Raw genomic sequence first — 6,178 nt, 5'->3', positions numbered from 1 at the left:
TGCGCCCCCCGAGAGTCGAACTCGGATCTCGAGAACCGGAATCTCACGTGCGATCCATTACACTAAGGGCGCTTACTTTAATTTTGAATTATTTTCCATTACACCATCAAGTAAGCCGTAATCTACTGCTTCTTGTGCTGTCAAGTAATGATCACGTTCAGTATCAGCCTGGATCTTCTCGATAGGTTGACCAGAATTCTTAGCAAGGATTCCGTTAAGCATCTTCCGTGTCTTCAAAATTTCAGTAGCAGCAATTTCGATTTCAGTCTGTTGACCTTGAGCTCCACCAGATGGTTGATGAATCAAAACTTGTGAGTGTGGTAATCCAAAACGCTTACCCTTAGCACCAGATGATACTAATACACTGGCCATCGAAGCAGCCATTCCGATTACAATAGTTTGAACATCAGCCTTAATAAAGTTCATGGTGTCATAAATTGCCATTCCTGAGGTAACAACTCCACCAGGTGAATTAATGTATAAATAAATATCTTTAGTTGAATCTTGCGCATCAAGGAATAAAAGTTGCGCAACAATTGAATTTGCCATTTCGTCTTCAATTGGACCAGAGAGCATAATGATACGGTCCTTCAGAAGCCGTGAGTAGATGTCATAAGCACGTTCACCACGAGATGATTGCTCAATGACAGTAGGTACTAAATTCATTTAATCTTTTTTATCAGCATCGACTATCTTTTCAGCTCGACGCTCAGCAATAAAAATATAAACTAATAAGATAAATACTAACGCTGAAGCAGTATATAAAACCATATTACTTGCAAGCCAGCCATATTTAGCTACCAATCACCAAAAATAGCCCATAAATCCAGTTGATGAACCTACTGCAAATTTAGGAACTGCTTCATTAACCATTAATCCAACTAATGTTAATGGGGCGCAAATTAAAGTTCCCATAATAAAAAGAACACTTACGATCAAAATGTGACTGGTACTAAAGAAATACGTTGTCAAACAAATAAATAAACCAATTACACATAAAATACAAACAATAGCTCGACGTCCCTTTAATGCATCGGAAATTGCTCCCATAATAATTACTCCTGGAACCGCCGCAAGTTCAAAAATACCCACTAACCACTTTGCAAAGTTAGTCGTAAAGCCTTTTGATTCTACAAGATAGCTTGGAATCCAGCTCATTATCCCGTAACGAACCAAATACAAGGACATTGATGTTAGAGTAATGGCCCACACAACTTTATTCGTCAAAATATATTTAACAAAAATTTGCGGTAAAGTCAGACTCGTCTCTTCAGAATCAGACTCAGTTCCGTTTTCTAAAACAACTTCATCTCCGGTATATTCAGAAATACTTGGCAGCCCAACACTCACCGGCCGATCAGCACCCACTAATAATACAAAGGCCGCAATAATCAGCGAAACCACTGAAGATGTATAAAAGGCAGTAGAAATGGAACCTGAAAACATTCACCATAATTGAACAGAACGCTGGCATGCAGCTGCCCTCATCCCTTGAGCAATCGACATAATTAACATTAGAAACATCATCATATATAGGCTACGGGTAGAGCCTAAGTCAAAGTTAAGCAGTGCAGAAATAACCAATCCAGTTGCTAAATAACGGTTAGTATTGCTTTTATCACTTAATGCTCCCATAAATAATTTTGAAATCCCATAACCAATCCCAAAACACGAAAGTACCATTCCGATATCAGCCGTGGTAAAACCATACTGCTTCATAATTTCATTTTGTTCGGTTATGAAAATTAAACGAATAATATAATAGCCAATGTAACCGATACAAATTGCAAGCAATACTCCTAACTGATGCCAATGATACGAACTTTCAACCTTATCAGCAGGAACCTTTTTCTTCGCCACTGGAGCTGGTTTTAAAAACTCAAGCATTTACTTTTCTTCAGCTGGCTTTTCCTTAGCCCACTTACGAATAGCTTCGATCTTCTTTTCTTTTAATGCTCGCTTGTACTTTGAAGCGATTGGGCGACGGCCTTGTACGCCGTATGGGTGTGCTTTACGCATTTATTTCTTATTTATACTTTCGCTAATTAGTGCTAATTCAGCTGCTGCGCATTCTTGATCTAATTCGTTCCAGTTAGCGGTAACGTTAAAAACGTTTAATTTATTTACTGACATAAATAAATTGGTGGATTATAGAATGAAGTTAGCCACCCAGTTGGTGGTAAATAAAAAACGCCATTCGGCGTGACATCAGGTATCATATTAAGTGAACCAAACCTATATGAAAGGATGTCCGTCAAATGACGCACTTAAATGATACCATGTCTACTAGTTTATTGACTACTCATAAAAAGAATGCTTAGTGGGTTAGTGCCTTAAAAAGTTGTCCCATTGGTCTACTTGTGGCCGTGTTAATCGGAATTATTCCTTGTACTGCTCCAATTGACGGCTTTGTCGGTGCTTTTCTTAGAAACTCTCCAGTTCGAATATGCATTTCCTGTAATAGGCTGGTTTGAGCCACTCGAGGAAGAACTGTTAATTGTTCTAGGATCGTATTTAAACTAGCTTGCAGTTGACCATTCATTCGGGCTTCAATTAAACCAATCATGGCTTTAGCCCCCTGCTCAGTCCATGACTTGCCCTGTTTCTTCATTCGGTAAGTAAAAGCCCGGTGAGAACTTTCGACTGAACCGATTAAATGAATATCCTTAAATCCACGCATTTGTGGCGAGAGGATATACCGCCAATTTCGCTGTAGATACTTTCTTAAACGCATTAGGTCGTCTGCTTGTTTTTCTGTTAAGTTTTGTGATTCATAAGTATCTAAAATTATCGTTAGCTCTGCTTGATCATGATGACGAACGGCTTTAATTGCTCGCATGGCTAATTCGTTGTGCCGGCCTAAAGTATGTTCAATTTTCTGTAAACAATGATAGCGGTCGAGAAAGTATTCACCGTGTGCACCTTGAGGAACTAGACTTAATAGCTTAGCTGGTTCGTAACCTGGGCCAGCGTCACTGGCCAAAAAGATCGTTTGACCGGCAAGCTTATAATGGCGGTCTAAATAATCACTTAGTCGTGCTTCAAGCCGTCCCTGGTGCCCAACACTGAGAAAGTCATGCCGATTAATGATTTGATTAGCTACTCGCTCATAAACCCGATAATGGTGCACAAGAGTCAGCTGACCTACTTCTTTTTTGCCTTTAATCATAAAGGCATCACCCTCAATAGTTAAATTTTTAGGCATATGGCGAGGAGTAGCTTGGTGTTCTTTTGCTTGAGTTTGTTTAGCTACCTGATTTCCTAACTCATGCACGGCGTGCATCGTATCTGTCAAGTTTTCATAGGTAGCCTTTAAATATACAGTTTTAGTGGGTTAGTGCCTTAAAAAGTTGTCCCATTGGTCTACTTGTGGCCGTGTTAATCGGAATTATTCCTTGTACTGCTCCAATTGACGGCTTTGTCGGTGCTTTTCTTAGAAACTCTCCAGTTCGAATATGCATTTCCTGTAATAGGCTGGTTTGAGCCACTCGAGGAAGAACTGTTAATTGTTCTAGGATCGTATTTAAACTAGCTTGCAGTTGACCATTCATTCGGGCTTCAATTAAACCAATCATGGCTTTAGCCCCCTGCTCAGTCCATGACTTGCCCTGTTTCTTCATTCGGTAAGTAAAAGCCCGGTGAGAACTTTCGACTGAACCGATTAAATGAATATCCTTAAATCCACGCATTTGTGGCGAGAGGATATACCGCCAATTTCGCTGTAGATACTTTCTTAAACGCATTAGGTCGTCTGCTTGTTTTTCTGTTAAGTTTTGTGATTCATAAGTATCTAAAATTATCGTTAGCTCTGCTTGATCATGATGACGAACGGCTTTAATTGCTCGCATGGCTAATTCGTTGTGCCGGCCTAAAGTATGTTCAATTTTCTGTAAACAATGATAGCGGTCGAGAAAGTATTCACCGTGTGCACCTTGAGGAACTAGACTTAATAGCTTAGCTGGTTCGTAACCTGGGCCAGCGTCACTGGCCAAAAAGATCGTTTGACCGGCAAGCTTATAATGGCGGTCTAAATAATCACTTAGTCGTGCTTCAAGCCGTCCCTGGTGCCCAACACTGAGAAAGTCATGCCGATTAATGATTTGATTAGCTACTCGCTCATAAACCCGATAATGGTGCACAAGAGTCAGCTGACCTACTTCTTTTTTGCCTTTAATCATAAAGGCATCACCCTCAATAGTTAAATTTTTAGGCATATGGCGAGGAGTAGCTTGGTGTTCTTTTGCTTGAGTTTGTTTAGCTACCTGATTTCCTAACTCATGCACGGCGTGCATTAAAAGGAGGTGATCCAGCCGCAGGTTCTCCTACGGCTACCTTGTTACGACTTCACCCCAGTCATCTGTCCCGCCTTAGGCGGCTCCCTCCATAAAGGTTAGGCCACCGACTTTGGGCGTTACAAACTCCCATGGTGTGACGGGCGGTGTGTACAAGGCCCGGGAACGTATTCACCGCGGCATGCTGATCCGCGATTACTAGCGATTCCGACTTCGTGTAGGCGAGTTGCAGCCTACAGTCCGAACTGAGAACGGCTTTAAGAGATTAGCTTACTCTCGCGAGCTTGCGACTCGTTGTACCGTCCATTGTAGCACGTGTGTAGCCCAGGTCATAAGGGGCATGATGATCTGACGTCGTCCCCACCTTCCTCCGGTTTGTCACCGGCAGTCTCACTAGAGTGCCCAACTTAATGCTGGCAACTAGTAACAAGGGTTGCGCTCGTTGCGGGACTTAACCCAACATCTCACGACACGAGCTGACGACGACCATGCACCACCTGTCATTGCGTCCCCGAAGGGAACGCCTTATCTCTAAGGTTAGCGCAAGATGTCAAGACCTGGTAAGGTTCTTCGCGTAGCTTCGAATTAAACCACATGCTCCACCGCTTGTGCGGGCCCCCGTCAATTCCTTTGAGTTTCAACCTTGCGGTCGTACTCCCCAGGCGGAGTGCTTAATGCGTTAGCTCCGGCACTGAAGGGCGGAAACCCTCCAACACCTAGCACTCATCGTTTACGGCATGGACTACCAGGGTATCTAATCCTGTTCGCTACCCATGCTTTCGAGCCTCAGCGTCAGTTGCAGACCAGACAGCCGCCTTCGCCACTGGTGTTCTTCCATATATCTACGCATTCCACCGCTACACATGGAGTTCCACTGTCCTCTTCTGCACTCAAGTCGCCCGGTTTCCGATGCACTTCTTCGGTTAAGCCGAAGGCTTTCACATCAGACCTAAGCAACCGCCTGCGCTCGCTTTACGCCCAATAAATCCGGATAACGCTTGCCACCTACGTATTACCGCGGCTGCTGGCACGTAGTTAGCCGTGACTTTCTGGTTGGATACCGTCACTGCATGAACAGTTACTCTCACGCACGTTCTTCTCCAACAACAGAGCTTTACGAGCCGAAACCCTTCTTCACTCACGCGGTGTTGCTCCATCAGGCTTGCGCCCATTGTGGAAGATTCCCTACTGCTGCCTCCCGTAGGAGTATGGACCGTGTCTCAGTTCCATTGTGGCCGATCAGTCTCTCAACTCGGCTATGCATCATCGCCTTGGTAAGCCGTTACCTTACCAACTAGCTAATGCACCGCAGGTCCATCCCAGAGTGATAGCCAAAGCCATCTTTCAAACAAAAGCCATGCGACTTTTGTTGTTATGCGGTATTAGCATCTGTTTCCAAATGTTATCCCCCGCTCCGGGGCAGGTTACCTACGTGTTACTCACCCGTCCGCCACTCACTGGTGATCCATCGTCAATCCGGTGCAAGCACCATCAATCAGTTGGGCCAGTGCGTACGACTTGCATGTATTAGGCACACCGCCGGCGTTCATCCTGAGCCAGGATCAAACTCTCATAGGCCGATCAGTCTCTCAACTCGGCTATGCATCATCGCCTTGGTAAGCCGTTACCTTACCAACTAGCTAATGCACCGCAGGTCCATCCCAGAGTGATAGCCAAAGCCATCTTTCAAACAAAAGCCATGCGACTTTTGTTGTTATGCGGTATTAGCATCTGTTTCCAAATGTTATCCCCCGCTCCGGGGCAGGTTACCTACGTGTTACTCACCCGTCCGCCACTCACTGGTGATCCATCGTCAATCCGGTGCAAGCACCATCAATCAGTTGGGCCAGTGCGTACGACTTGCATGTATTAGGCACACCGCCGGC

2 protein-coding genes, 1 rRNA gene and 3 pseudogenes are annotated in these 6,178 nt (G+C 44.2%); all 6 read right to left on the bottom strand.

The window, feature by feature from the left end; translation table 11 throughout:
- Nucleotides 1-72 precede the first annotated feature (72 nt).
- The 6 genes and pseudogenes from clpP to HHK02_RS02735 all read right to left on the bottom strand — a co-directional run bounded on the left by clpP (nt 73) and on the right by HHK02_RS02735 (nt 5,870).
- Nucleotides 73-666: an ATP-dependent Clp endopeptidase proteolytic subunit ClpP gene (clpP, locus tag HHK02_RS02755; protein ID WP_003666435.1), complete on the bottom strand. Its 594-nt coding sequence runs from the start codon at nt 664-666 to the stop codon at nt 73-75.
- A pseudogene (locus HHK02_RS02750) lies at nt 667-1,887 on the bottom strand (MFS transporter). It abuts the gene before it with no gap.
- Nucleotides 1,888-2,019, bottom strand: a complete 132-nt coding sequence (locus HHK02_RS12855) for a hypothetical protein (RefSeq protein WP_003666430.1) — start codon at nt 2,017-2,019, stop codon at nt 1,888-1,890.
- Between the two features lie 298 nt (nt 2,020-2,317).
- Nucleotides 2,318-3,283, bottom strand: a pseudogene (locus HHK02_RS02745) (ISLre2-like element ISLre2 family transposase); the annotation flags it as partial.
- A gap of 43 nt (nt 3,284-3,326) precedes the next feature.
- A pseudogene (locus HHK02_RS02740) lies at nt 3,327-4,295 on the bottom strand (ISLre2-like element ISLre2 family transposase); the annotation flags it as partial.
- Nucleotides 4,295-5,870: ribosomal RNA gene (locus HHK02_RS02735) — 16S ribosomal RNA — on the bottom strand. The gene HHK02_RS02735 and the pseudogene HHK02_RS02740, both read right to left, overlap by 1 nt.
- Between the last annotated feature and the right edge of the window lie 308 nt (nt 5,871-6,178).

The sequence above is a fragment of the Limosilactobacillus reuteri genome (assembly GCF_013694365.1).
Lineage (GTDB): Bacteria > Bacillota > Bacilli > Lactobacillales > Lactobacillaceae > Limosilactobacillus > Limosilactobacillus reuteri_E.
This window is presented reverse-complemented; position numbering and strand designations above follow the sequence as displayed.